General features: G+C 62.3%; 21 protein-coding genes. 16 read left to right on the top strand and 5 right to left on the bottom strand.

Features of this window, described 5'->3' with window-relative positions:
• Positions 1-198 precede the first annotated feature (198 nt).
• The 15 genes from trpS (at position 199) to LCM4573_RS06460 (ending at position 13,869) form a co-directional block, all read left to right on the top strand.
• Complete coding sequence (trpS, locus tag LCM4573_RS06530) at positions 199-1,263, top strand: tryptophan--tRNA ligase (RefSeq protein WP_071005453.1); 1,065 nt, start codon at positions 199-201, stop codon at positions 1,261-1,263.
• Positions 1,264-1,387: 124 nt separating this feature from the next.
• Positions 1,388-1,879, top strand: a complete 492-nt coding sequence (locus LCM4573_RS06525) for a universal stress protein (RefSeq protein WP_071005452.1) — start codon at positions 1,388-1,390, stop codon at positions 1,877-1,879.
• Positions 1,880-2,004: 125 nt separating this feature from the next.
• On the top strand, positions 2,005-2,571 hold the full coding sequence (locus LCM4573_RS06520; RefSeq protein WP_071005451.1) for a NifU family protein: 567 nt from the start codon (positions 2,005-2,007) through the stop codon (positions 2,569-2,571).
• 15 nt (positions 2,572-2,586) lie between these two features.
• Positions 2,587-3,231, top strand: a complete 645-nt coding sequence (gene tsaB, locus LCM4573_RS06515; protein WP_071005450.1) for a tRNA (adenosine(37)-N6)-threonylcarbamoyltransferase complex dimerization subunit type 1 TsaB — start codon at positions 2,587-2,589, stop codon at positions 3,229-3,231.
• 17 nt (positions 3,232-3,248) lie between these two features.
• Positions 3,249-3,743, top strand: coding sequence for a GNAT family N-acetyltransferase (locus LCM4573_RS06510; RefSeq protein WP_071005449.1), 495 nt, complete (start codon positions 3,249-3,251; stop codon positions 3,741-3,743).
• Positions 3,744-3,780: 37 nt separating this feature from the next.
• Complete coding sequence (locus LCM4573_RS06505; RefSeq protein ID WP_071005448.1) at positions 3,781-4,209, top strand: Fur family transcriptional regulator; 429 nt, start codon at positions 3,781-3,783, stop codon at positions 4,207-4,209.
• Positions 4,206-5,009 carry a 1-acyl-sn-glycerol-3-phosphate acyltransferase gene (locus tag LCM4573_RS06500; RefSeq protein ID WP_071005447.1) on the top strand — a complete coding sequence of 268 codons (804 nt, stop codon included), beginning with the start codon at positions 4,206-4,208 and terminating at the stop codon, positions 5,007-5,009. The genes LCM4573_RS06505 and LCM4573_RS06500 overlap by 4 nt, the downstream gene beginning before the upstream one ends.
• A 43-nt stretch (positions 5,010-5,052) precedes the next feature.
• The gene (miaB, locus tag LCM4573_RS06495; RefSeq protein WP_071005520.1) at positions 5,053-6,465 is read left to right on the top strand and encodes a tRNA (N6-isopentenyl adenosine(37)-C2)-methylthiotransferase MiaB; all 1,413 of its coding nucleotides are present in this window, start codon (positions 5,053-5,055) and stop codon (positions 6,463-6,465) included.
• A gap of 21 nt (positions 6,466-6,486) precedes the next feature.
• Positions 6,487-7,542 carry a PhoH family protein gene (locus tag LCM4573_RS06490; protein WP_071005446.1) on the top strand — a complete coding sequence of 352 codons (1,056 nt, stop codon included), beginning with the start codon at positions 6,487-6,489 and terminating at the stop codon, positions 7,540-7,542.
• 14 nt (positions 7,543-7,556) lie between these two features.
• Entirely contained in the window at positions 7,557-8,066 is a 510-nt protein-coding gene (gene ybeY / locus LCM4573_RS06485; RefSeq protein ID WP_071005445.1) for an rRNA maturation RNase YbeY, read from the top strand.
• A 9-nt stretch (positions 8,067-8,075) separates the two neighbouring features.
• On the top strand, positions 8,076-9,239 hold the full coding sequence (locus tag LCM4573_RS06480) for a transporter associated domain-containing protein (protein ID WP_071005444.1): 1,164 nt from the start codon (positions 8,076-8,078) through the stop codon (positions 9,237-9,239).
• A gap of 231 nt (positions 9,240-9,470) precedes the next feature.
• Positions 9,471-11,072, top strand: coding sequence for an apolipoprotein N-acyltransferase (gene lnt / locus LCM4573_RS06475; RefSeq protein ID WP_071005443.1), 1,602 nt, complete (start codon positions 9,471-9,473; stop codon positions 11,070-11,072).
• A 146-nt stretch (positions 11,073-11,218) separates the two neighbouring features.
• A complete protein-coding gene (locus LCM4573_RS06470) occupies positions 11,219-11,638 on the top strand; it encodes a helix-turn-helix domain-containing protein (RefSeq protein ID WP_071005442.1) in 420 nt (139 codons plus the stop codon).
• 183 nt (positions 11,639-11,821) lie between these two features.
• Positions 11,822-13,084, top strand: a complete 1,263-nt coding sequence (gene metK / locus LCM4573_RS06465; RefSeq protein ID WP_071005441.1) for a methionine adenosyltransferase — start codon at positions 11,822-11,824, stop codon at positions 13,082-13,084.
• Between the two features lie 83 nt (positions 13,085-13,167).
• A complete protein-coding gene (locus LCM4573_RS06460) occupies positions 13,168-13,869 on the top strand; it encodes a tRNA (guanosine(46)-N(7))-methyltransferase TrmB (RefSeq protein WP_071005519.1) in 702 nt (233 codons plus the stop codon).
• Positions 13,870-13,882: 13 nt separating this feature from the next.
• On the opposite strand, the gene LCM4573_RS06455 is transcribed toward LCM4573_RS06460, so the two are convergent.
• Positions 13,883-14,140: a DUF1150 family protein gene (locus LCM4573_RS06455; RefSeq protein WP_046794104.1), complete on the bottom strand. Its 258-nt coding sequence runs from the start codon at positions 14,138-14,140 to the stop codon at positions 13,883-13,885.
• Between the two features lie 45 nt (positions 14,141-14,185).
• Complete coding sequence (locus LCM4573_RS06450; protein WP_071005440.1) at positions 14,186-14,614, bottom strand: Hsp20 family protein; 429 nt, start codon at positions 14,612-14,614, stop codon at positions 14,186-14,188.
• Positions 14,615-14,819: 205 nt separating this feature from the next.
• On the opposite strand from LCM4573_RS06450, the gene LCM4573_RS06445 reads away from it, so the two are divergent.
• Positions 14,820-15,764 (top strand): nucleoside hydrolase, encoded by a 945-nt coding sequence (locus LCM4573_RS06445; protein ID WP_071005439.1) that lies wholly within the window; start codon positions 14,820-14,822, stop codon positions 15,762-15,764.
• 80 nt (positions 15,765-15,844) lie between these two features.
• On the opposite strand, the gene LCM4573_RS06440 is transcribed toward LCM4573_RS06445, so the two are convergent.
• The 3 genes from LCM4573_RS06440 to LCM4573_RS06430 form a co-directional block, all read right to left on the bottom strand.
• Positions 15,845-18,187 (bottom strand): methyl-accepting chemotaxis protein, encoded by a 2,343-nt coding sequence (locus LCM4573_RS06440; protein ID WP_071005438.1) that lies wholly within the window; start codon positions 18,185-18,187, stop codon positions 15,845-15,847.
• A 172-nt stretch (positions 18,188-18,359) separates the two neighbouring features.
• Positions 18,360-19,259 carry a ribokinase gene (locus LCM4573_RS06435; RefSeq protein WP_071005437.1) on the bottom strand — a complete coding sequence of 300 codons (900 nt, stop codon included), beginning with the start codon at positions 19,257-19,259 and terminating at the stop codon, positions 18,360-18,362.
• Between the two features lie 46 nt (positions 19,260-19,305).
• Positions 19,306-20,520 carry a DNA recombination protein RmuC gene (locus tag LCM4573_RS06430; RefSeq protein WP_071005436.1) on the bottom strand — a complete coding sequence of 405 codons (1,215 nt, stop codon included), beginning with the start codon at positions 20,518-20,520 and terminating at the stop codon, positions 19,306-19,308.
• Between the last annotated feature and the right edge of the window lie 110 nt (positions 20,521-20,630).

The raw sequence follows: 20,630 nt of genomic DNA, 5'->3' as shown, positions 1-20,630 counted from the left end.
GAGTCTGCCTGCTCGTTACCCTCGGGCGAACGCAGTGAGACCCGAGGACACCTTCGTCCTTGCGGTAACACCGGGGATTTGATTGAGAACTCGGTTCATCAGGCCCTTGATCCCGCTTCATCCACCGTGCATAAGCCCGCGCGTTAGCAACATGGCCCTTCGGGCCTGGGGCCCTCCACCAGCCTAATCGAGGACGATATGAATACCTTCAAGCCGCTTGTCTTTTCCGGCGTTCAGCCGACCGGCAATCTCCATCTCGGCAATTATCTCGGCGCGATCCGCAAGTTCGTCGCACTCCAGGAAAACAACGATTGCATCTACTGCGTCGTCGACCTGCATGCCATCACCGCCCAGCTCGTTCATGATGACCTGCGCGGCCAGATCCGTTCGATCGCCGCCGCCTTCATCGCTTCCGGCATCGATCCGGTAAAGCATATCGTCTTCAATCAGTCGGCCGTCCCGCAGCATGCGGAACTCGCCTGGGTCTTCAACTGCGTCGCCCGCATCGGCTGGATGAACCGCATGACCCAGTTCAAGGACAAGGCCGGCAAGGACCGCGAGAACGCCTCGCTCGGCCTGCTCGCCTATCCGAGCCTGATGGCCGCCGATATCCTGGTCTATCGCGCCACCCATGTTCCGGTGGGCGACGACCAGAAGCAGCATCTGGAGCTTGCGCGCGATATCGCCATGAAGTTCAACCTGGATTTCAAGGACAAGATCCGGGCAACGGGCACGGGCGTCGATATCACGGTCGGCGACGAGCCGGTTCATGCCTATTTCCCGATGGTCGAGCCGCTGATCGAAGGGCCGGCGCCGCGCGTCATGTCGCTGCGCGACGGCACCAAGAAGATGTCGAAATCCGATCCCTCGGACCTCTCGCGCATCAACCTGATGGACAGCGCCGACGATATCGCCAAGAAGATCCGCAAGGCGAAGACCGATCCGGAAGGCCTGCCGAGCGAACTCGACGGGCTCCAGGGCCGCCCCGAGGCCGACAATCTCGTCGGCATCTATGCCGCGCTCGCCGACAGGTCCAAGGCGGACGTGCTTGCCGAATATGGCGGCCAGCAGTTCTCGGTCTTCAAGCCGGCACTTGCCGATCTCGCTGTTCATGTGCTCTCCCCGATCACCGGCGAGATGCGCCGCCTGATGGACGACACGACCCATATCGACGCCATTCTGCGCGACGGCGGCGAGCGCGCCCGTGCCCGTGCCGAAAAGGTCATGGGGGAAGTCTTCGATATCGTCGGCTTCCTGCGCTGACCGTCAACGGGCTGAAAGACATATCCGCCATGCATTCGCGTGGCGGGTTTTCATTTCGGGCCGAAGGCTCTAAATTCCGCAACACGACTGCTTCGGTCGAGTACGTGCGAAATAGGGGCAAGGGATGGTTTCGAAACGGCTTTCGCGGCTCGAAGGACACCGGCGCAAGTTCATGGCGGTCATCGATGCCACGCCGGAATGCGAGAAGGCCGTCCACTATGCAGGMCGCCGCGCCAAGAATTCCAATGGCGGTCTGGTCCTGCTCTTCGTCATCCCGGAAGGCGATTTCCAGCAATGGCTGGGCGTCGAGCAGATCATGCGCGCCGAGGCGATGGAAGAGGCGGAAGCCGTGATGGCGAAGGCCGCGCAGAAGGTGCGTGAGACGATCGGCATCGATCCGGAAATCGTCATTCGCGAAGGCAGCGCCACCGAGCAGATCAACGCCCTGGTGGAGGAGGATCGTGATATTGCCATCCTCGTGCTCGCTGCCGGTTCCGCCAAGGAAGGTCCGGGGCCGCTGGTCTCGGCCGTTGCCGGCCGGGCGGCTGCCTTTCCCATCCCCGTCACAGTGCTGCCGGATACCCTGACGGCCGAAGAAATCGATGCCCTTTGTTGAAGATGGGCTTGACCTTGGAACAGGGAAACCGCACTTGAACGGAAACCTGATAAGGCTTATCTTCTTTGGAAGAATTCTAAATTTAGGCTCGGAGAAACACGAACACTTCGGCCAGGAGAGATGAGATGTTCATTCAGACGGAAGCCACGCCCAATCCGGCGACCCTGAAATTCCTGCCTGGCAAGGTGGTGATGGAAAAAGGCACCGCCGAGTTCCGCAACGCGGATGACGCGCAGAGCTCTCCGTTGGCCTCGCGTCTTTTTACCGTTCCGGGCGTCACGGGCGTCTATTTCGGTTACGATTTCATCGCCGTCACCAAGGATAGCGCCGAGTGGCAGCACCTGAAGCCGGCGATCCTCGGCTCCATCATGGAGCATTTCATGTCCGGCCAGCCGGTCATGGGCGGGGCTTCCACGCTTGCCGAGGCATTCGACGAGGAAGGCGAGTTCTTCGACGAGGACGATGAAACCATCGTCGCGACGATCAAGGAACTGCTCGAAACCCGCGTCCGCCCGGCAGTGGCGCAGGATGGCGGCGATATCACCTTCAAGGGCTACAGGGACGGCACCGTCTATCTCAACATGAAAGGCGCATGCTCCGGCTGCCCGTCTTCGACGGCCACGCTGAAGCATGGTGTGCAGAACCTGCTACGCCATTTCGTCCCCGAAGTGCAGGCGGTCGAGGCGCTCTAAGCCTCGGAGCATCCGATGATCGTGCTCGCTATCGATACCGCCGGGGTGGATTGTTCCGCCGCGCTTTATGACGGCGCGGCCGGCCGGCTGCTTGCGGAAACCACCGAGACGATCGGCAAGGGCCATGCCGAGCGGTTGATGGCGGTCATCGACGAGACGCTGGAGAAGGCCGGCTTGCGGCTCGATGGGGTCGGGCGGATCGCCGTGGTGACCGGTCCCGGCTCGTTCACCGGCATCCGGGTGGGCGTCGCCGCCGCTCGTGGCCTGGCTCTGGCGCTCGGCGTGGAGGCGGTGGGAGTCACGACGCTGGAAGTGCTGGCCCACGGCGATCTTGCTGCAAATCCGGGACGCCCGGTCGTCGTCGCCATGGATGCCAAGCGCAATGAAATCTATGCGCAGGCCTTCGGCGCGGATGGCTTGCCGCTGACAGAGCCCGCCGCACTTTCTGCGGATGAGGTCGTCGAACTGGCGAAGTCGCACGGCGCGGAAATGACCGGGTCCTGGGCGGTCGGTAATGCGGCCGGCAGCGATCGCTTCGATATTGCCATGATCGCCCGTATCGGCGCGGAAAAGCCCGCGGGTGTGGAGAGACCGAAACCGCTTTACCTTCGCGGGCCGGATGCTAAACCGCAAAGCGGATTCGCTCTTGCCCGTGCATGATGACTGCGTGATGACCGATGCTGGATGACTATCTCACCTGGAAGCCCTATTTCGAAGTCGTCGCGCTCGAGAGCGATGATTGCGTTGAGATTTCCAACCTTCACGGTCAGCGTTTCGCACGGCAATGGAGCGACGGCGAATTCCTGAACCTGCTTTTGCAGCCGAATGTCTTCGGCTTCGTGGCGCGCCAGACCAATGCCTTCTTCTCCAAGCCGCTCGGCGGCTTCGTGCTGGCGCGCGAGGTGGCGGGCGAGGCGGAGATCCTCACCATCGCCGTGGCGGAGAAGTTCGCCCGTGCTGGCCTCGGCTGGCGGCTGATGCAGGCGGCCATGCGGGAAGCGGCGAGCAGGGGTGGCGAAGGCATGTTCCTGGAGGTCGAGGGCGGCAATCAGGCCGCGGTCGGGCTCTACCGCAAGCTTGGATTCCAGCAGGTCGGTGAGCGGCCCGCCTACTATTCCGGAGCCGATGGCCAGCGGTCCACGGCGCTTGTCATGAAGCGCGTTCTTCGCTAATCGCCTCCTTTTAGACTTTCTGATCGGGGCCTACGTCATGACAGACCTTCCCAAGACCCTGGAGGAGCTGTGCGCTGAGCGGGGCATGCGCATGACGGAGCAACGGCGCATCATCGCCCGCACCCTCCAGGAGTCCGACGACCATCCCGATGTCGAGGAACTTTATCGCCGTTCCTCGAAGATCGACCCGCGCATCTCGATCTCCACGGTCTACCGCACCGTGAAGCTTTTCGAGGATGCCGGCATTATTGAAAAGCATGATTTCCGCGATGGCCGCTCGCGCTACGAGACGGTGCCGGAAGAGCATCACGATCACATGATCGATCTGAAGACCGGAACGGTCATCGAATTCCATTCGCCGGAAATCGAAGCCCTGCAGGAGCGGATTGCCCGCGAGCACGGCTTCCGCCTGGTCGGTCACAGGCTCGAGCTTTACGGCATCCCGCTCGACAAGGACGACAATTGATCACCTGGTTGCGGATCGGCCTCATCGTCATCGTCCTTTTTGCCGTCACGCTGATCCTTCTGCCGTTGCAGCTTCTGGGGCTGGCCTTCGATCTGAAGATCCGCCGCTACATTCCCCGCTACTGGCATCGTATCGCCTGCCGCCTCCTCGGCATCCGCATTCACGTCCATGGCAGGTTGGAGCGTCAGCGACCCCTGATGCTGGCTGCCAATCACGTCTCCTGGAAGGATATCCTCGTCCTGGGGGCGATTGCCGACGTCGCCTTCATCGCCAAGAACGAGGTGGCGGACTGGCCGGTCTTCGGCACGCTCGCCAAGCTTCAGAAGAGCATCTTCGTCGCCCGCGACCAGAAGCGGCGCACCGGCGAGCAGGTGAACGAGATCGCCACCCGCATGGCGGCGGGCGAGATCGTCGTGTTATTTCCGGAAGGAACAACGTCCGACGGCAATCGCGTTCTGGAGGTGAAGTCGTCGCTCTTCGGTGCTGCGGCGGCCGCCGCGCCGAATGTGCCGGGCGGCGTGGTTCATGTGCAGCCGGTGGCGATCGCCTATACCCGCGTTCACGGCATGGCAATGGGGCGCTATCACCGCCCTATCGCCGCCTGGCCGGGTGATATCGAGCTCGCGCCGCATCTTTTGGGAGTCCTGAAGGAGGGGGCGATCGACGTGGACGTCGCTTTCGGCGAAACGATCGATTTCCGGCAGGGAGACAACCGCAAGCATCTGAGCCAGGCCGTGGTCGGCAGGCTGCGTCGCATGCTGGCCCGCCATCTGCGCGGCCGCGAATACGAAGAGCTTTAGGAAAAGCTTCAATTCCTGGGCTTCTTGGGGTATGGAGCCTCGCATGAACGAGCACGTTTCCATTCCCGTGGCGGGCGAAGACGCCGCCAAGCGCCAGAACAGCCGCAAGGTCTTCATCAAGACCTATGGCTGTCAGATGAACGTCTACGATTCCGGCCGCATGAGCGATGCGCTGGCCAGCGAAGGCTATGTGCCGACCGAAGAGATGGGCGAGGCCGATCTCATCCTGCTCAATACCTGTCATATCCGCGAGAAGGCGGCCGAAAAGGTCTATTCCGCGCTCGGCCGGCTGCGCGACATGAAGAACGAGCGCGCCGCGGATGGAAGGGAACTGATGATCGGCGTCGCCGGCTGCGTCGCCCAGGCCGAGGGCGAGGAAATCCTCCGCCGCGCGCCGGCCGTCGACATGGTCATCGGCCCGCAGACCTATCATCGTCTGCCGGAGGCGCTGAGACGCGCCCGCGACGGCCAGCGGGTGGTGGATACCGAGTATGCGGTCGAGGACAAGTTCGAGCATCTGCCCGCGACTGACAAGGCCAAGATCCGCGCCCGCGGGGTGACAGCCTTCCTCACGGTGCAGGAAGGCTGCGACAAGTTCTGTACCTTCTGCGTGGTGCCCTATACGCGCGGTGCGGAGGTTTCCCGCCCGTTTTCCCAGATCGTGGACGAGGCGCAGCGGCTTGTCGACGGCGGCGTGCGCGAGATCACGCTCCTCGGGCAGAACGTCAATGCCTGGCGAAGCGCAGGCCCGGACGGGCGCGAATGGAGCCTCGGCGATTTGCTTTACCGGCTGGCCGAGATCCCTGGGCTCGCCCGCCTGCGTTACACCACCAGCCACCCGCGCGACATGGATGACGGGCTGATCGAGGCGCATCGCGATCTGCGGGCACTGATGCCCTACCTGCATCTGCCGGTGCAGGCGGGTTCGGATCGCATCCTGAAGGCCATGAACCRCCGCCACACGGCCGCGGAATATCTCCGCCTCATCGAGCGCATCCGCAAGGCGCGGCCCGACATTGCGATGTCGGGCGATTTCATCGTCGGCTTCCCCGGCGAGACGGATGCCGATTTCGAGGATACACTGAGGATCGTCGAGGAGGTGAACTACGCCCAGGCCTTCTCGTTCAAGTATTCGACGCGGCCCGGCACGCCTGGCGCCGAATTGTCCGACCAGGTTCCGGAAGAAATAAAGGCCGAACGGCTGGAAAGATTGCAGGCCCTGCTCTTGAAACAGCAGGCGGCCTTCGCCAAATCCTGTGTGGGCAAGGTGATAGACTTGCTGCTGGAGAAGCCGGGGCGCATGCCTGGGCAACTTATTGGGCGGTCCCCCTGGCTTCAATCCGTGAATGTTGATGCAAAAACATCGCAAATCGGTGACATTATCCAAGTACGAATCACGGGAACCGGCCCGAACAGCTTGTTTGCCGAACCGGCAGAGCGTTTAATAGGGGCCTGATTATTTGAGGAGCTTGCCTGCTTGAACGGACGCGAACTGGTTTCTTCTTCCGCGCGACAGCCACAAACCGCCGCTACCGACGCAAATCACTTCGTCCTGACGTTCGAGAACAACAGGTTCGCCAGCGAGCTCTTCGGTCAATTCGACCAGAACCTGAAACTTCTGGAAGAGCGCCTCAACATCGATGCGCGGGCGCGGGGCAATTCGGTCACCATTTCGGGTGACGTGATCACCACCAATCAAGCACGCCGCGCGCTCGATTTCCTCTATGAAAGGGTGCAGAAGGGTGGCTCCGTCGAGGTGTCCGACGTGGAAGGCGCCATCCGCATGGCGCAGGCCGCCGACGACCAGTTGACGCTGCCGACGCTGGAGCGCAAGGCAAAGCTTTCCATGGCTCAGATTTCCACGCGCAAGAAGACGATCGCCGCCCGCACCCCGAACCAGGACGCCTATATGCGGGCTCTGGAACGCGCCGAGTTGGTCTTCGGCGTCGGGCCCGCGGGCACCGGCAAGACCTATCTCGCGGTCGCCCACGCAGCCCAGCTTCTCGAGCGCGGAGCGGTGGACCGCATCATCCTGTCGCGTCCGGCGGTGGAAGCCGGCGAGCGCCTGGGCTTCCTGCCCGGCGACATGAAGGAGAAGGTCGATCCCTACCTTCGGCCGCTCTATGATGCGCTCTACGACATGATTCCGGGTGACAAGGTGGAGCGGGCGATCACTGCCGGCGTCATCGAAATCGCGCCGCTCGCCTTCATGCGCGGCCGCACCCTCGCCAACGCCGCCGTCATCCTGGACGAGGCTCAGAACACCACGTCGATGCAGATGAAGATGTTCCTGACCCGTCTCGGCGAGAATTCCCGCATGATCATCACCGGCGATCCGAGCCAGGTCGATCTGCCGCGCGGCGTGAAATCCGGTCTTGTCGAGGCGCTGCATATCTTGAAGGGGGTCGAGGGCATATCGGTGATCCGATTCAAGGATACTGATGTCGTGCGCCACCCGCTGGTCGGCCGCATCGTCCAGGCCTATGACGCGCAATATGCCGTGCACGAAGAAAGCGAGGACGGAGACCGCTAGCGGTCTCCGTGGCCATGCCGAAACTCGACATTCAGATCAGCGTGGAAGACGACGGCTGGCCACCGGAGCCGGTGCTGGCCTCCTTGAGCGAGCGGACCCTTGCTGCCGCCGCCGACTTCCTGGCCCGCGAGGAAGGTCAGCCCTTTCCTGAAATGACGCCGGAACTCTCCCTGGTCTTCACCAGCGATGATGAAATCCAGGCGATCAATGCCGAATGGCGGGGCAAGGACAAGCCCACCAACGTGCTTTCCTTTCCCGCTTTTCCGCTTACGCCCGGTAAAATGCCGGGACCGATGCTTGGCGATATCGTCGTCGCCCGCCAAACCGTGGAGCGCGAGGCGGCTGAACTCGACAAGACTTTCGAGGAACACCTGACCCATCTCCTCGTCCATGGTTTCCTCCATTTGTTCGGCTATGACCATATGGAAGCGGAGGAGGCGGAAAAAATGGAAGGGCTGGAGACTCGCATTTTGGGAGTGCTGGGCCTATCTGACCCCTATGCGGGACAGGGTCCCTTGGTATAGTATGAGCCTATGAACGATCTATCGAACAATGTTGCCCCTGAGGGCAGGGACAGTTCGGACGCTTCCTCCTCGGACGAGGGCAGTAGTTACTCGCGACCCGAACAACCCACCAAATCCTACAATACATTCTGGTCTCGGGTGCTGAGATTGCTGCGCCCTTCGCAGGGCGAAAAGCTGCGCGAGGACCTCGCCGACGCGCTGATGACCGATACCAATGTCAGCAATGCGTTCTCGCCCGAAGAACGCGCGATGCTGCATAATATCCTGCGTTTCCGCGAAGTGCGCGTCGAGGACATCATGGTGCCGCGCGCCGATATCGAGGCGGTCGATATGGATATGACGCTCGGCGAGCTGATGATCCATTTCGACAAGACCGGCCGCTCGCGCATGCCGGTCTATAGCGACAACCTCGACGATGCGCGCGGCTTCGTCCATATCCGCGACCTTCTCTCCTATCTTGCCAAGGAAGCGCGCAACAAGCGCCGCAGCGGTTCGAAAACCGCGGCTACGGCGAGCAACGGAGAAAAGCCGGCGCGCACCACCCGCCCGGCCTTCGATCTCGGCCGCGTCGATCTTGGGAAGACAGTTGCCGAGGCGGGCCTCGTGCGCAAGATCCTGTTCGTGCCGCCCTCCATGCTCGCTTCGGACCTTTTGCAGAGCATGCAGGCGGCGCGCACCCAGATGGCGCTCGTCATCGACGAATATGGCGGCACCGACGGCCTCGTGTCCCACGAGGACATCGTCGAGATGGTGATCGGCGATGTCGAGGACGAGCACGACGACGAAGAGGTTATGTTCTCCCGCACGGCGGATGACGCTTTCGTCGCCGATGCGCGTGTCGAGCTGGAGGATATCGCCGAGGCGATCGGTCCCGATTTCGATATCCGCGACAGGCTCGAGGATGTCGACACGCTCGGCGGCCTCATCTTCTCCGCGCTTGGCCGAATTCCGGTCCGGGGGGAAATGGTGCAGGCGGTGCCGGGTTTCGAGTTCCAGATTCTCGATGCCGATCCGCGCCGCATCAAGCGGGTCCGCATCATCCGCAAGCGCGCGCTTGCGCGCCGGCGGCATGCGAAGGGCGAGGGGGAGGGCGCTTTGCCCGACCATGCGCCTTCGACCCTCCTGCCGCCGCCGTCTTCCAAACCGCCGGAAGGTGACCGAGCCGGCCAGTGATTTCGATTTGCCCCTCACCCTAGCCTCTCGCCGCAGACGGGGAGAGGGGACCGGAGCGTGCGGCTTGGGTCATTCTCCCCGTTTTACGGGGAGAAGGTGGCGGCAGCCGGATGAGGGGCAGGCTCTGCCGCCTGTCATGCTTCCAAACCGCAGTGCTTTTTCACCTCACTGACAAGTCAGTCGTTTTTTGAAAGACTGCGGCGGCTGATTCGGGGCAATAGGGGAATTTCCATGGAGCGGCTGGCGGGCAGGATCATGCTTCTATGGGGCTGGCCCCGTGCTCTTTTGGCCATAGCCGCTGGAGCGTTCGGCGCGCTTGCCTTGCCACCCTTCGGATTTTTCGCCGCCCTCTTTGTCTCCTTCACCCTGCTCGTCTGGCTGATGGACGGGACGACCGGCAATCCGGACGGTGGCTATCTTTCCCGTCTCCGGTCCGCCTTCGTGCTCGGCTGGCTTTTCGGCCTCGGATACTTCGTGGCCGGGCTTTGGTGGCTCGGCAATGCGCTGCTGATAGAGGCGGATGAGTTCGCCTGGGCGCTGCCTCTCGCCATCCTGGGGCTGCCGGCTTTCCTGGCGCTTTTTTACGGCTTGGCGGCGGCGATCGCCCGCCTTCTCTGGTCGGACGGCATGGGGCGCATCGCCGCGCTTGCGGCCGCTTTCGGTATCGCCGAATGGCTGCGCAGCTTTCTCGCCACCGGCTTTCCATGGAACGCCGTCGGCTACGGAGCCATGCCGATGCCGCTGATGATGCAATCGGCGGGCGTCATAGGCATTTTCGGCGTTTCGGCTTTTGCCGTCTTCGTTTTTTCCGCGCCCGCATTGATCGGAACACGCAGGGGCATGCGCATCGGACTCGTCCTCGCAGGGCTACTCCTGTGCGCCCATCTCGGCTACGGCGCCTGGCGCCTGACGGAGGCGGACGCCACCGCTTCGATTCCGCCGGAAGGACAGACGGTCGTCCGCCTGGTGCAGCCAGTGATCGATCAGTCCCGCAAGCTGGAGAACGGCGATCGGGCCGCGATTTTCGAGGAGCATCTGGCTCTCTCGGTCCTGCCGCCCCAAAATGGCGGCAAGCGCCCGGACATCATCGTCTGGCCTGAAACCTCGGTGCCCTTCCTCCTCACTCGGAGCCAGGACGCGCTGACCCGCATTGCAGACATGCTGCAGGATGGGCAGATCCTGATTACCGGGGCGGTGCGGGCGGAGGACGCGGGTGCGGGACTGACGCCGCGCTACTACAATTCCGTCTATGTGATCGACAGCAACGGCCAGATCGTCGCCGCCTCCGACAAGGTGCATCTCACCCCTTTCGGCGAATACGTGCCTTACGAAAACATCTTGCGCGGTTTCGGGATCGACAATCTGATTGCCTTGCCCGGCGGCTTCACCGCGGCCTCCCAGCGTTCGCTCCTGACCCTGCCGGACGGCCAGGTCTTCTACCCGCTGATCTGTTACGAGGCGATCTTTCCGGAGGAGATAGGGCCTGAAATCCAGCGCGCCAATGCCCTTCTCAACATCACCAACGATGCCTGGTTCGGAGAGACGCCGGGTCCCTACCAGCACTTTCAGCAGGCGCRCATACGGGCGATCGAGACGGGATTGCCTCTGATCCGGGCGGYCAATAGCGGCATTTCCGCCGCCATCGATCCACTTGGGCGGGTTGTTGATGGACTGGATTTCAATCACAAGGGTGTGATAGATGCAACCATTGCACGCGAAATGCGTTCAGATCAGCAAAACTTCACACGTCAGGATCACTTCTGGTTGATATCGCTGGTTCTGGCATTGATTGCAGTTTTTTCGCGTGTTGGTTTTAATTTTAGTAAGAATTGACCGAAAAACCCTAAAAATGCATAGTGGAAAAACCTTCCGTCCGGCCTAGGCTGAAAACGGAGGTGTCTGTAGTGACGCCGCAAGAAATACATCTTCCACACGCAGACCGGGTTGGGGATTAACAAGCAACTTCGCAGGACATCGAGATGATTGAGAACAAGAAGAAGCCGAACCCGATCGACATTCATGTCGGTAGCCGGATCCGTCTTCGTCGTACCATGCTCGGAATGAGCCAGGAAAAGCTGGGCGAAAGCCTCGGCATCACCTTCCAGCAGATTCAGAAGTACGAGAAGGGCACCAACCGCGTGGGTGCGAGCCGGCTGCAGAACATCTCCAGCATACTGAACGTCCCGGTTTCCTTCTTCTTCGAGGATGCTCCGGGCGACCAGTCCGGCGCGCAGGGCGGCATGGCGGAGGCCTCGAGCTCGAACTACGTCGTGGATTTCCTCTCCTCGGCCGAGGGCCTGCAGCTCAACCGCGCCTTCGTGAAGATTTCCGATCCGAAGGTTCGGCGGCGTGTGGTCGACCTCGTGAAGGCGCTCGCGGCGGATGCCGACGTGGAGTGATTTTCCGGCTCCTTCGGGACTTTGGACAGAAAGCGGCCTCCGGGCCGCTTTTTTGTTGCGCGCTCGCGGCCGAATATAGCAGACGTTTCTAGGCATAAAGATATATTTATGTCGTTGTACGCTTGTCTTTGAGGCGCGAACTTACTACACAAGGGCGGCCTATTCTTTGAGGGGAATCCCGCAATGCGCCCAAGCTACCTGTTCACCAGCGAGTCCGTTGCCGAAGGCCATCCGGACAAGGTTTGTGACCGTATCTCCGATGAAATCGTCGATCTGGTTTACCGCRAAGCCGCAAAGACCGGCATCGATCCCTGGACTGTCCGCATCGCCTGCGAGACGCTTGCCACCACCAATCGTGTCGTCATCGCCGGCGAGGTTCGCCYTCCGCCGAGCCTGATGAAGAAGGACAAGAACGGTAAGGACGTTATCAATCCCGCCAAGTTCAAGTCCGCGGCACGCAAGGCGATCCGCGACATCGGCTACGAACAGGATGGCTTCCACTGGAAGACGGCGAAGATCGACGTTCTCCTGCATTCCCAGTCGGCCGATATCGCGCAGGGCGTGGACAGCGCGGCCGACAGGCAGGGCGACGAGGGCGCCGGCGATCAGGGCATCATGTTCGGTTATGCCTGCAAGGAGACGCCGGATCTCATGCCGGCGCCGATCTACTATTCCCACAAGATCCTTCAGCTGCTTGCCGCCGCCCGCAAGAAGGGCGAGGGCGATGCCGCCAAGCTCGGGCCGGACGCCAAGAGCCAGGTGACGGTCCGCTACGAAAAGGGCAAGCCGTCCTGCGTGGACTCGATCGTGCTTTCGACTCAGCATCTCGATGATAGCTGGGATTCGAAGAAGGTCCGCTCCGTTGTCGAGCCCTATATTCACGAGGCGCTTGGCGACCTGAAGATCGCCGAGGATTGCAAGTGGTACATCAATCCCACCGGCAAGTTCGTGATCGGCGGTCCTGACGGCGATGCCGGCCTCACCGGCCGCAAGATCATCGTCGATACCTATGGCGGCGCGGCCCCGCATGGCGGAGGCGCTTTCTCCGGCAAGGATACGACCAAGGTCGACCGTTCGGCCGCCTATGCCGCCCGTTATCTGGCGAAGAACGTCGTCGCTGCCGGTCTCGCCGACCGCTGCACGATCCAGCTTTCCTATGCGATCGGCATCGCGCAGCCGCTGTCGATCTATGTCGATCTGCACGGCACAGGCAAGGACGTCACCGAAGACCAGATCGAGGCCGCGATCCGTAAGGTCATGGACCTGTCGCCATCGGGCATCCGCCGTCACCTCGACCTCAACAAGCCGATCTATGCCAAGACGTCGGCTTACGGCCATTTCGGCCGCAAAGCGGGCCGCGACGGTTCCTTCTCCTGGGAGAAGGTGGATCTCGTTAAGCCGCTGAAGGAAGCGCTCAAGGCCGAGACGCTGAAGAAGGCGGCCTGATCGCCCTTTACGGACGCGCCAATAAAACTGTAAAGCGGGTGCCTCTGATCGAGACGCCCGCTTTTGTCATGAAAGAACCGCCGATGACCGAACAGCAGCACCCGAGCCGCTCGACCGAAGCCTTCTTCGGACGCCGCAAGGGCAAACCGCTGCGGGAACGGCAGGCCGAATATCTCGCCTCGCTGCTTCCGGCCCTGAAACTCGATCTCAACGCGCCGGCACCGGCAAGGCTCGAGGAGCTGTTTCCCATCCCGGTGGAGGAGGTACGGCTGGAAATCGGCTTCGGCGGAGGCGAGCATCTGATCCACCGCGCGTCCGAGAGCCGCAACACGGGCTTTATCGGGGTGGAGCCATTCGTCAATTCGATGGCCAAGCTGCTGACGCGCGTCGATGAACTCGGTTTGAGGAATATCCGTCTCTACGACGACGATGCGACCCAGGTTCTGGACTGGCTGCCGGAGGGTTCGTTGGACCGGATCGACTTGCTTTATCCCGATCCATGGCCGAAGCGGAAACACTGGAAGCGGCGGTTCGTCTCGCAGGTCAATCTGGATCGCTTCCATCGGGTCCTGAAGCCCGGCGGCCTGTTCCTGTTCGCGTCCGACATCGACACCTACGTCAACTGGACGCTGATCCATTGCCGCGATCACGGCGGTTTCGAATGGACGGCCGAACAGGCTTCCGACTGGCTGACGCCGTTCGCGGGCTGGCCCGGAACCCGTTACGAAGCCAAGGCCCGGCGCGAAGGCCGCTCCTCCGCCTACCTGACCTTCCGCAAGGTTTGAGCGAAGTTTTCCGTCAGTGCAGGCTGACGGTCTTCAGCTCGTCTTCAGCCGCCTTGAAAAAGGTGCTGGAGCGGTTGTCGGTCAAAAGGATCGGCGTGCCATCGGCGCCGAACAGGGCCCAGAGGTCGAGATTCGGGTCGATTTCGGGTGCTTCGGGAAAGCAACGGGAAACATCTTCCGACCGTATCTTGCGGATATATCCGACTTCCCCGGTGCCGAGATGAGCAAGTTCGGACTGCGTCAAACGCGAAGTCGCTTCTTTCAGGAGCATTCCAGCCTCCAGTATTGAGGGCGCAACGGCATTCACGCCGTTGGCCTACTTTGAGACGGAAATGTTAATTTTTCGCACCATCCGCGCCGGTTCCGGGCGGGTGAGATCGACGGAGAGAAGACCGTTTCTGAGCCGCGCGCCGGAAACCTGCATGCCATCCGCAAGGACGAAAACGCGCTGGAACTGGCGGGCGGCAATACCGCGATAGAGATAGTCCCGTTCCAGCTGGTCGGTCTGGCGCCCGCGGATGAGGAGCTGGTTTTCCTCCACCGTCACATCGAGCTCTTCTTCGGAGAAACCGGCAACGGCAAGGGTGATGCGCAACCGTTCCGGCGCGCCCGAGCTGTCCGCATGGATGCGCTCGATATTGTAGGGAGGATAGCCGTCATTGGCTTTGGCGAGACGCTCCAGGGTCTTTTCCATGGCGTYGAAGCCCAGGAGCAGCGGGCTCGCGAATGGCGTCATTCGGCTCATCGTCAGTCCTTGTATTCAAGCGACCATGTCCGCGCCCTGGAACGGCGCACGAACTTTTCCTGTATATGGGAGTTGAGCGGCCGATCGCAAGAAGTCTGCCGCGCCGGCAGCCTGCCCGGCCTTGCGTCATGCCGACGCGGGCACACACTTGACAAGCGATGGGCCGAGGCTCCAACAAGCCAGCGGAGAAAACAGGGGCTGACGCATGGCAGAGCGTAGGAAAATCATCATCGATACCGATCCGGGGCAGGACGATGCGGCTGCCATTATGCTTGCTTTCGCAAGCCCGGACGAGCTGGACGTGCTCGGCCTGACGRCGGTCGCCGGCAATGTTCCCTTGAGTTTCACGAGCCGCAACCTGCGCATCGTCTGCGAGCTTTGCGGACGTTCCGACGCCGCGGTTTATGAAGGCGCCGAAAAGCCCATCGCGCGGCCGCAGGTGACCGCCGAACATGTCCACGGCCGGACCGGCCTCGACGGCGCCGAACTGCCCGAACCCACCATGGCGGTTAAGGAGACCCATGCGGTCGATTTCATTATCGAGACGCTGCGGCGGGAGCCGGAAGGAACGGTGACGCTCTGCACGCTCGGGCCGCTCACCAATGTGGCGCTCGCGCTCGAGAAGGCGCCGGACATTGCGCCGCGTATTCGTGAACTGGTGATGATGGGCGGCGGATTCTTCGAAGGCGGCAACATCACACCGGCCGCCGAGTTCAACATCTATGTCGATCCGGAGGCGGCCAAGATCGTCTTTGCGTCTGGCATACCGATCGTGATGATGCCGCTCGACGTGACCCATCAGTTGCTGACCAAGAAGGACCGGGTCGCGAAGATCGCAGCACTCGGCACTCGGCCGGCCCAGGTTCTGGTCGATTGGCTCGCCTTCTTCGAGCGCTTCGACGTGGAGAAGTACGGCTCGGACGGCGGGCCGCTGCATGATCCGAGCGTGGTTGCCTATCTTCTGAAGCCGGAGCTTTTCTCCGGCCGCGAGTGCAATGTGGAGATCGAGACCGGCTCCGAGCTGACGGCCGGCATGACGGTGGTCGACTGGTGGCGCGTTACCGGCCGCAAGGCCAATGCCCGCGTCATGCGCGATGTCGATGCCGAAGGCTTCTTCGAGTTGCTGACGGAACGCGTCGGCAGGCTGTAGGGCGCCCAGGGAGACATTGTTGCCCCATGAAAAAAAGCCGCCGGTCTCCCGACGGCTTTTTCGGTTGATCATGGGAAATATCAGAACTCTTCCCAGTCATCGGCGGAAAGCGCATTCGCACCCTGAACGGCCGGTTGCGCGGGCTTGGCGCGCGGCGCCCTGGCCTGGACCGGGCCCGGTGACCGCATGGTCTCGGCCATGCGTCGCAGCCCTTGCACATCCGTTTGCGCCGGCCCTGCCTGACCGGAAATGCGGAAGCGGGCCACGAGCGACTTCAGGTTTTCCGCTTCGCCGCGCAACACCGTGCTGGCGGCCGTGGTTTCCTCCACCATCGCGGCGTTCTGCTGGGTGACCTGGTCCATCTGGTTGACGGCAGCGTTGATCTCCTTGAGACCCGTCGCCTGTTCGCTGGCGGAGGCGGAGATTTGCCGGATCAGGCCGTTGATCTGCATGACCTGGACGGCGATCTTCTGCAGCGTGTCGCCCGACTTGCCGACCAGTTCCACACCCTCGCTGACCTGGCTTGCCGACGCGTTGATAAGCCCCTTGATCTCCTTGGCGGCATTGGCGGAGCGCTGCGCGAGTTCGCGCACTTCCTGGGCGACTACGGCGAAACCCTTGCCTGCCTCGCCGGCGCGGGCGGCTTCCACGCCCGCGTTCAGCGCCAAGAGATTGGTCTGGAAGGCGATGTCGTCGATCACGCCGATGATGCGGGAAATCTCCTGCGAGGATTGGGCGATCCCCTGCATGGAGGCGACCGCTTTCTGCACCACTTCGCCGGACTTTTCCGCATCGCCGCAGGCCAGATCGACCGTGGAGGCCGCGGAGCGGGCGTTTTCGGCGCTCGAATTGACCTGAGCCGTCAGCTCATTGAGGGCGGCGGCGGTCTCTTCGAGGCTTGCCGCCTGCTGTTCGGTGCGGCGGGAGAGATCTTCGGCGCTGCCGGTGATCTCCGCCGTGCCGTTGCCGATGCTGTGCACCGTGGCGCTGACGGTGGCGATGGTTTCCTCGAGGCTGGTAAGCGCCTGGTTGAAATCCACCTTCAGCTTGGCGTATTCGCCGGGGAAGTCGTCCTCGATGCGATAGCCGAGATTGCCGTTGGAAAGCTGGGCGAGACCATTCGCCAGAACGGCGACGATGTGCGCCTGCTCATGGGCGATGGCTTCGCGCTCTGCTTCCGAGCGGTTCCGCTCCGTTTCCGCGGCATGGCGCTGAGTGTCGGCTTCCGCCTGTACCCGCTGGGTATCCGCCAAGGCGAAGCGGAAACCTTCCAATGCCTTTGCGACGGCGCCCAGTTCATCGGCACGGTCCTGGCCTTGCACGGGCGTCTCATAGTCGCCATCGCTGAGCCGATTCACGCCGGTCACCAGCCCGGAGATCGGCTTCGCGACGAAGCTTCTCGTCGCGAAGTAAAGCGCCATCACGACGGCGGCCAGAACGGCAAGCCCGCCGAGGACCATGACATAGGTCTGCTCGTTGACCGGCACGTTGATCGCGGAATGGGGAATATCAACCAGAACGATCCAGTTGGTGTTCAGATCAGGAAGAGTGAACGGATAGACCAGCCTGTCGAAGGGAGGATGCCCGTCGAAGGTGAGATCCTCGATGATGCCGGGCTTGAGRCTCGTCAGCGTCGACTTGATGACATCGGAGCCCTCGCCGTCATAGGGCTTCATCAGGATGTCTTCGATCGGCGAAACGAGCCAGCTGCCATCCTGCGAAAGAAGCGTTACCCGTCCTTCGCCGAAGGGACGCAGGGCTATCAGCTTCTGCGACAGCGTCGTAAGCGAGATGTCGATACCCGTGACGCCGACCAGTTCGCCCTTCGACACGACCGGATAAGCGATCGATGTCATCGCATTGTTCTCGCCGGTCGAATTTTCGATATAGGGCCGCGTCAGCGCTCCCTTCATCGAGGTGGCGGCAAGCTTGTACCACTCGGCCTCCGGATCGTGTTCGAACGTAGAGAGGCTTATCTCGCCGGCCTTGTTCCTCGTCCAATAGGGGGCGAACTCGCCCTTCTTGTTCCCGCCGAAATCCGTCCTGCCGATCAGGTCGTCGTTGAGGCGGTCGAAGGCCCTCGGCTTTTCGCCGAACCAGCTGCCGAAGGCAAAGCTGTTCTGTTCCAGATTTGCCTTCAGGATGTCCATGTAGCCCTTGCGATCGAGCCGCCTGCCTTCATGCGCCTTACCGATCATTCCCGCCATCGAACGGGCTGACCCGGCGATCTGGCCGATTTCAGCGGCGATGTCGTTCGCGATGGCCTGCGCTTCGGCCTTGGCCTGATCGAGCGTCAGCGCGGAGATGCGCTCGCGGGTCTGGAGAATGAGATAGAGGTTGGAAACGATCAGGAGAAAGGCGATCGCAACGCCGGTCACCAGGATGAGTTTGGTGGAAAGGGATCTGATCTGCAACGGAAACATCGTCGCCTCATGAAAGGGCTGCGGGGAAATGCCGGAAACGGCGGAGGGTGCCGCCCCTTCATGGAGCCGGTGCCGCGGGCATGACGAGGCCGTCGCGGCGATCGATGGCGACGCTAGTGGGGATGTCTTAAATTTGCATAAAACCCCGAAGAACCGGGAGGCGCAGGGTGCCTTACATTCGCACCTGAACATCCGCCGCAAGCGGGATCGACGGCTGTGCGCCGCGCGTGAGGCAGGCAAGAGAACCGGCGACAGCCGCCCGGCGCAGCGCCGCGGCGAAATCGAGCCCCTGTTCGAGGCCGGCCGCGAGATAGCCGCAGAAGGTGTCACCGGCGCCGACGGTGTCGACCGGTTCGATCTTCAGGCCCTCGGCCGTGAAGATGCTGCCGTCGCGAATGGCGACGACGCCTTCGGCGCCGAGCGTCACCACCAGGGTCTGCCCCGTCTCGTCATGCCGTGCCCGAAGCGCCGCTTCCCGTGCATTCCGATCGGAAACGGATTTGCCGGTCAAGAGCTCGAATTCGGTCTCGTTGGCGATGACAATATCGGCGAGGCGCGCAAGCCGCTCCGCCTCTGCCGTGAGCGGCGCAGTGTTGATGACGGTGAGCACGCCCTTGTTCCTAGCGGCCTTGAGCGTGGCCTCAACCGCCGTGGCCGGAATTTCAAGCTGCAGCATCAGGATATCGCCCTTCTGCATGGCCTCGACCGCTGCGATCGCCTGCTCCTCGCGCACCGTGCCGTTGGCGCCCGGCACGACGGCAATCATGTTCTCGCCCGTTCCGCCGACGAGGATCAGCGCGGTACCGGTGGGTTCCTCCATGCGCCGGACGGAGGAAAGATCGACGCCCGCTTCATCGAGAAGGGCAAGCGCCGGATCTGCAAAGCCATCCTTCCCGACGGCGCCTGCCATCGCCACCTGGCTTCCGGCGCGGCGGGCGGCCAGCGCCTGATTGGCGCCCTTGCCGCCGGYGGCGGTGGAGAAATTCGACCCGGCAACCGTTTCTCCCGGCTTCGGCAGGCGTTCGGTGGAAGCGATGAGATCCATGTTGATGGAGCCGAGGACGGTGATCATGAGGGCCTGCCTGCTGTTGAAGTGCGCGAGACACTGCCCGAGAGCATCACTCCTCGTCAACTACCCGGAGCTTCAAGAGGCCGGTCCTGCTCTCGACGGCGCGCATCGGCGGCTTTTCGGCCGCCTTCTCCGACTCGGCGGGAGGCTCGAGTTCCAGCATGCCGATCTTGGCTCCGCGCCGGTTGAGCTTTTCGGAGGAGGTGAGGATCTGCTCGACATCCTTTTGCGCCGCGAAGAAATGTCCCTGGAGCTTCCGGGTGCGCTCGTCGAGCCGGCCAAGGTCCTCCATCAGGAGAGCCACTTCGCCCTGGATGAGATGGGCCTGTTCGCGCATGCGCTGGTCCTTCAGCACCGCCTGGATCACCTGTATCGACAGCATCAGCAGCGAGGGCGAGACGATCACCACGCGGGAGCGCTGCGCCTTCTGCACGACCGCCTCGAAATGCTCGTGGATCTCCGCAAAGATCGATTCCGAGGGCACGAAGAGGAAGGCCATCTCCTGCGTTTCGCCGGCAAGCAGATATTTCTCGGCGATATCGCGGATATGCACTTCGAGATCGCGCCGGAACTGTTGCGAGGCCGCACGCCGCGCTTCCGGAGCAGCCGCCTCGCGAAAGGCGTTCCAGGCTTCGAGAGGAAACTTGGCGTCGATGACGAGCGGCGGCGCGCCGTTCGGCATCTTGATGGTGCAGTCCGGCCGCGTCCCGTTGGAAAGCGGGGTCTGGAAGCTGTAGGCGCCGAAAGGAAGGCCGTCGGCGACGATCGCTTCCATGCGCCCTTGCCCGAAGGCGCCGCGCGTCTGCTTGTTGGAAAGGATCGCCTGCAGGCCGACGACGTCCTTGGCGAGCGACTGGATGTTGTTCTGCGCCGCATCGATCACCGCAAGCCGCTCCTGCAGCCTGCGCAGGTTCTCATGGGTCGATTTCGTCTGCTCGGTGATGGTGGCGCCCAGCCGGTGGCTCATGCCGTCGAGCCGCTGGCTGACGGCCTGGTTGAGCTCGGACTGGCGCGCCGACAAGGCTTCGGCCATGGCCGAAAGCCGCCCTTGCGTTTCCGATTGCAGCCGCATGAGTTCGCCAAGCCGTGCCTCGGATTCCGCTGCGCGAAACGCGGCTTCTTCGCGTTCCCGCCGCGCCGCGCCTTTCAAATGAAACGCCAGGACGATGGCGACCATCGCCACGAGACCAGCCGCGGCAAGCGGAATCATGTTCGCGGGAAGGCCGGTCAATGCTGCCGAAATGCGGTCGAGGAATGTTTCCATGCGGGGAGACTAGCAGAATTTTGCCGGAGGAAAAGATCAAAACGTGAACATTTCTGCTCAAGCCATGGCGATTCCTGTTCCATCTGGAAAAAAGATGCGCTAAGGGGAGG

This window comes from Rhizobium sp. LCM 4573, assembly GCF_001854865.1.
Lineage (GTDB): Bacteria > Pseudomonadota > Alphaproteobacteria > Rhizobiales > Rhizobiaceae > Neorhizobium.
This window is presented reverse-complemented; position numbering and strand designations above follow the sequence as displayed.

What these genes read in the sequence shown, in the direction of transcription:
- trpS (WP_071005453.1), top strand. Translation starts at nt 199, where the DNA reads ATGAATACCTTCAAGCCGCTTGTCTTTTCCGGCGTTCAGCCGACCGGC.
- LCM4573_RS06520 (WP_071005451.1), top strand. Translation starts at nt 2,005, where the DNA reads ATGTTCATTCAGACGGAAGCCACGCCCAATCCGGCGACCCTGAAATTC.
- tsaB (WP_071005450.1), top strand. Translation starts at nt 2,587, where the DNA reads ATGATCGTGCTCGCTATCGATACCGCCGGGGTGGATTGTTCCGCCGCG.
- LCM4573_RS06510 (WP_071005449.1), top strand. Translation starts at nt 3,249, where the DNA reads ATGCTGGATGACTATCTCACCTGGAAGCCCTATTTCGAAGTCGTCGCG.
- LCM4573_RS06505 (WP_071005448.1), top strand. Translation starts at nt 3,781, where the DNA reads ATGACAGACCTTCCCAAGACCCTGGAGGAGCTGTGCGCTGAGCGGGGC.
- ybeY (WP_071005445.1), top strand. Translation starts at nt 7,557, where the DNA reads ATGCCGAAACTCGACATTCAGATCAGCGTGGAAGACGACGGCTGGCCA.
- LCM4573_RS06480 (WP_071005444.1), top strand. Translation starts at nt 8,076, where the DNA reads ATGAACGATCTATCGAACAATGTTGCCCCTGAGGGCAGGGACAGTTCG.
- LCM4573_RS06470 (WP_071005442.1), top strand. Translation starts at nt 11,219, where the DNA reads ATGATTGAGAACAAGAAGAAGCCGAACCCGATCGACATTCATGTCGGT.
- LCM4573_RS06460 (WP_071005519.1), top strand. Translation starts at nt 13,168, where the DNA reads ATGACCGAACAGCAGCACCCGAGCCGCTCGACCGAAGCCTTCTTCGGA.
- LCM4573_RS06455 (WP_046794104.1), bottom strand. Translation starts at nt 14,140, where the DNA reads ATGCTCCTGAAAGAAGCGACTTCGCGTTTGACGCAGTCCGAACTTGCT.
- LCM4573_RS06430 (WP_071005436.1), bottom strand. Translation starts at nt 20,520, where the DNA reads ATGGAAACATTCCTCGACCGCATTTCGGCAGCATTGACCGGCCTTCCC.